Genomic DNA, 5095 nt, shown 5'->3' on the forward strand with positions numbered 1-5095 from the left:
TTGATATATTCACCATCAATGGAAGCTTTAACTTCTCCATATCCCAAATCATTCGAGACAATCATTAATTTATTTTTCTTTGTTGGCATTATGTTTACCTCTTTCACTTTTCAATGAACAGTATCGCTTTATTTTCTTTATTAATCTTCCAAATAAGTATTGACAAGAATTTGACCAATTTTACCCCAACTATTAGTGTCTAGCTCGGTCTGCTGGCTTAAATAGTCAGTAATTCGATTATACTCTTCTTGCTCTTCTTCAGAAAGATCAGTAATAAACCATTGATCTGGATTTTTCATCATTTTTCTATTCCTCATTTCTAATAACATCTTGATAAATATGAGCCAATTTCTGCGGGACTCTAATAGGCTCTGGGTCAAACGTATTGTTTACGATCTGTACAGCATAAACAACGCTTTTGAAGTAATTGATAGTCCAATAAGAAATATTTTCTTTTCGTTCACCAGTAAGAACTTGATACATCAATTGACTTCTGCTAAAACTAATTAGAATATCCTGCAGTGCTTCACAAACCGTATCTAGGTCATACCTGATTTCAGAAATTATCTTATCTGTCGATTCTTTGTCAGTTTCGTTAAGTACAAATATGCTATTAATATTGTTAGCCAAAGCTACACTCTTAACTAAACCAGTTTTATATAGCAAATTACTATTGTGCATAGCCATAAAATAGCTGTTCATCAAAAGGTAGTATCCTCGCCGAATGTAGTAGAAATCATCAGCAAATTCGTCTGATGGTTCTAATCCTAATTCTCGCAAAGAGTAGAAATAATTTGGCAAAGAGCTAATTGCTTCGCCAACTACCTGTACCTTAATTTGTTCTTCTTGAATCAATTTAGTTTGTATAGATGTTAAATAGTTCATTATTTTACCTCTTTTTAATTAGAATAGTGATAGTTGATCGTACTTGCAGTCAGTTTTAGGCATAAGATTAGATGTCTTCTCAAATCTAGGAGAAGTATCTGCAACTTCAAATGAGGGCTTAGGTGCTAGAAATTCAGCGATGCTATCTTTCAAAGCAGGAAAACGATCATCAAAATAATTGAAAACTTCTTCTTTTATGTTTGAAAAGCATAAATACTCATATCTAGTTTTTCCTGCGTATAGTTCGGGCTTTTTAATAAGTGAGTTATTAAAACCCAAGTGCGAAACATACAATTCGAATGCTCTTGCAAAAACTTCTGTTGGGGTTAATAAATAGTTTAGCCCACGTTTACCAACAGTAATTTCACCTTGTAAAGCACATTCATTCAAATAGACAGCAACATGGCTGACAATCTTGTTGGTGAAGTTATCTTGCAATGATAAAGCAATGCTATCAGAATGATAATCAAGAAAATGACCATATTCATGAATAAACGATTGTAAACCAGGCTGACCATTTATTTCTCGAAAATCTAAAGCAATAGTATTGTTAAAGGTGGTAAACATCCCTAACGCCTTATGGTTTTGTAATTTTCTGAAACGAAGAATTGGTTTAGCTCCGTCACTTGCTTTAGGTAGCAAAGGTAAAGTAGCAGTAATTTCTGGTACTAATTTATGAAGCTTGGTTAGATCAACATCGTTATCAATCTCAACTCCTGCAAGATAATCAGACCAAGAATTACTAAGTCTTTGCATTTCTTTTAAATTTTCCTTTTTAATATTCCTCTTTTGCTGATAAAATCTCGCATGAGACATACCCAATTGATCGTCTTCATACTTTGCTTGTAAGAAAAAGGAATATGTATTTAATAAATAATGTTTAACTTTATCAATAAAAGCATTTCTGACAATAAGCTCTTCTACACCAGGTTTAGACCAAATGTGATCTTTGTATTCCAAATAGCAAGCTTCATCATCGGGATCAAAAGAACCGTACTTTAAAGCTTCATCAATAAGTGTGTCTTTTTCAAACCGATAAGTATATTTGCGATATTCAGGATTAAATAAATCACGTGTAATTTCAGCATATTTAAGTGCAACGTCTCTTTCAGTAATTTGAGCTTTTTTAGTGATTGAACTAATGTCGTCAAAAGAAATTTCACGTTTCATTTCGTCAAATAGCTTTACCTTGCCAATAAGAATATTTCCGTGATAAACATGTACCTCTCTATTGCCAGTAATCTTAAGTTTACTTAACTTTTTAGTTCCCATCGAGTATCTCCAATGCCATGATTGGTCTGCATATTCAATATGGCTATTTAATGGATCAACAATAATAACCGACTTTTTACCTTTATCATTTGTAGCTAAGTAAATGTGATTTTCCCAAGATTCATCAGTATATTTTGCTCTTTTAAAGTCACAAGCGGAATTAATCATATCTAACTCAAATTGAGTGATCTGAAAATCTCCTTCTTTTACTGATTCATCTGGTAGTAAAACTCTTTGCAAGTTTTTAACTGATGAGTCAAGCTCTTTAATACCACTGATAAAATCTTGTTCAGTCCAATCATCATTTGCTAAACCATTCTTGTAGATAAATTTTGCAGTTTTATTAAACATTTCGTAAATGGTATCTTTAGGGCTAAGTGCGATTGTCTTAGTAATTCTACTTAGACCATACTTTTCACGCATTAAATCTGTAATTTTTTTCATTTTTTTACCTCAAAATCAAAAAAAGAGAATAACCAATACGGTTGTTCTCTAACTACTTATTAATAAAATTCGGCAACCTTACCACTTGGTGATAAGTAGTGATAGCTTTCATCCCAAGTATTTGCTATAGCTTTTCCTAACCCCTTAAGATCAATAAAATCATAAATCCTTGGGGCACCATGATAAATTTTATAGTTACTTAAATCGACATTCAAACTATCGTAGTACCAGCCTTCAACGATTTCATGGTCTGCAAAGGTCTCAAGATCATCATAAATGTCAATCTCTTCAGACGATTTAATTTCTGAACGTGCTTCTTTAAGTTCTTTTGCCAAATCAGGATCAAACGTTCTTAATTCATTTAAATCCTTGTATTGGGTGTAATATTCAAATTTTTCCATAATTAAGCTCCTATAATACTTAAACATTACAAATTAGAAATGATACGGTCAACTTCATTTGGCTCGACTTCGATAGCAATTTCTTTGCCATCCTTGTCGTACAAAGTAAAACTTTGTGAGCCAAAATTGAATTATTGACTATTTCTAATAATTAATGAACTTTATTTGCAACAGAGTAGTTACGTAATTCTTCTAAGCCTGAAAAATCGCCTTTCAGGACCTTTTTAAGGTCAAAGGTTAATTCTTCTGGTTCGTAGAAAACTCCATACCAGTTATGAGAATTATCGTCTCTTCCAAAGAAATTGAAGATAACATCATTGTTAAAAGGCAAAATGTCAAAATGCTTGAAAAGCTTTTTGACAATTACCTTGTTGTATAGGGTCCTATATTGATCTACGTAACGTTGGTCAAAGCCTTCTTCGTTAAACGCAGTGAAGTCTAAATACTTCACATCGTTTTTATCAAGAAAACTAAGCGTGCCACGAACTGTTCTTTGTCTTTTCATTTGCTAATACCTCTTTTTACTTTCTTTTCATGACTGAATTACAGGTTAGCAATAAAACTATTAGCTTCAGCTTCATCAAGATCCGTTGCAAGCTCGTTGCCATCTGAATCATAAAGATCAAATGTTTCAGAGCAACGATTAAACTCTTGATTTTCACTAAATGATCCCTGTTCAATTGCATCTTGAACAATATCATCTACTGAAGAAAAGTTTTCTGTTGAATTGCTTTGATCTACTTCATGACTAGCAAAGTCAGTGAAGTCCCAACGTGCGTTAATTCTGCCACCATCTGCCAAAAATTCTTTAATTGTCATTGTTAATACCTCTTTTAACTTTCATTCATAGCTGAATTACAGATTAGTAATGAAATTAGTTGAATGCCATTCATCGCAATTCTTTAAAACATACAACTTAAAATAACTGTTATATAAAAACTTTTTTCCCCGTATTTTTACCTTTAATCAACACAAATCGAGCTGAATATTACTCTTCAATACAGCTGGACTGTACTTGCTTGGCACAGCCGACTGAACATCCACACAATCAGATGCAACATCGTCAGTGCAGATTTTGGCCAACTTTGCACAATATCCAGAAGCTTCAGGATCAAGCTCATATGGTTTAAGCTCTGCCATTGCCTGCATTTCTGATTTATTCAGTGTATGCAAGTAACATTCAGGGTTCATTCCATTACCAAGCATGATTAAGCCATACTCGCTTCCAAAATCTTTCATATGAGCTAATCCTTCTTCGGGATCAGTAGAAGCCCAAACGGACGTGATTCGACTCTTGTGCCAATCTTCATTGTTTCTATCAAGATGAATATCTCTTTTCAAATCAGCCAAATAAGCCTTGATATCAACTAAGATAAAGCTCATTTCACTATTCTTTGGGAAAGTGATACTTAACAGTTTCTCTTTAGATACTGTATGTGTAAGTTTTTGCACTTTTCATTACCTTCTTTTTTCTTAATTCTTTTGTGAACAGATCTGCTAAAGCCTGTCTGTCACAAAAATCTAATTTTCTTAACATTTTATTTACCTCACTTACTCATTAATTTGCATGACCTAAAATCATGTCAATTTCTTTTTTGTGTGCTGAAGGGTCATTGCGATGAATGCGTAAATAATCGCAAAGCTGCTTGCTATTTTCAGGATGAAAAACATCAAAGTCAGAGACTTCGACATCATTGTCAATCTGAATCACATCAGAAGCTTCACAATAATTCACCGGTGGCCAACCAGGTTCAACTAGGTAGCCCAGCATGCAATCAATATCTTCAGGATTACTGCTTGCTAAATAGGCTTTCAAATCTGAATAATTATGAAATCTGTGAGGATCACTGTTTCGATTCATATTGAGATATGCCAAGTAAAAAGCAGTGGTAATAGTAGCTCTTTCCAACGTGTTATCGTTAGGATCTAGGCCATAAACCGTAAACTTTTTACCCACTAAGCCGAAATCGACAGCTTCCTGTAAGATTACTTTTTCTTCCATTTTGTTTCTCCTTCAAAACAAAAAGAGACCAATCATCTTAGATTGCTCTCCTCAATTACTTATTAACTTCAACAACAAATTATTAATGATA

The 5095-nt window shown here is 33.3% G+C and carries 8 protein-coding genes; all 8 read right to left on the minus strand.

Annotation, left to right across the window (positions count from 1 at the left end; genetic code table 11):
• Positions 1–140 precede the first annotated feature (140 nt).
• On the minus strand, positions 141–302 hold the full coding sequence (locus tag Q0Y84_RS11915) for a hypothetical protein (protein WP_297954037.1): 162 nt from the start codon (positions 300–302) through the stop codon (positions 141–143).
• Positions 303–306: 4 nt separating this feature from the next.
• Entirely contained in the window at positions 307–885 is a 579-nt protein-coding gene (locus tag Q0Y84_RS11920; RefSeq protein ID WP_297954040.1) for a hypothetical protein, read from the minus strand.
• 18 nt (positions 886–903) lie between these two features.
• Positions 904–2601 (minus strand): hypothetical protein, encoded by a 1698-nt coding sequence (locus Q0Y84_RS11925; RefSeq protein WP_297954042.1) that lies wholly within the window; start codon positions 2599–2601, stop codon positions 904–906.
• 59 nt (positions 2602–2660) lie between these two features.
• A complete protein-coding gene (locus Q0Y84_RS11930) occupies positions 2661–3002 on the minus strand; it encodes a hypothetical protein (RefSeq protein WP_297954044.1) in 342 nt (113 codons plus the stop codon).
• A 151-nt stretch (positions 3003–3153) separates the two neighbouring features.
• Positions 3154–3507: a hypothetical protein gene (locus Q0Y84_RS11935; RefSeq protein WP_005729822.1), complete on the minus strand. Its 354-nt coding sequence runs from the start codon at positions 3505–3507 to the stop codon at positions 3154–3156.
• A gap of 38 nt (positions 3508–3545) precedes the next feature.
• On the minus strand, positions 3546–3821 hold the full coding sequence (locus tag Q0Y84_RS11940; protein ID WP_297954048.1) for a hypothetical protein: 276 nt from the start codon (positions 3819–3821) through the stop codon (positions 3546–3548).
• Between the two features lie 147 nt (positions 3822–3968).
• Entirely contained in the window at positions 3969–4454 is a 486-nt protein-coding gene (locus Q0Y84_RS11945) for a hypothetical protein (RefSeq protein ID WP_297954051.1), read from the minus strand.
• Between the two features lie 106 nt (positions 4455–4560).
• Positions 4561–5004 (minus strand): hypothetical protein, encoded by a 444-nt coding sequence (locus tag Q0Y84_RS11950; protein WP_005729827.1) that lies wholly within the window; start codon positions 5002–5004, stop codon positions 4561–4563.
• Positions 5005–5095: the final 91 nt, after the last annotated feature.

This window comes from uncultured Lactobacillus sp., assembly GCF_947367125.1.
GTDB lineage: Bacteria > Bacillota > Bacilli > Lactobacillales > Lactobacillaceae > Lactobacillus.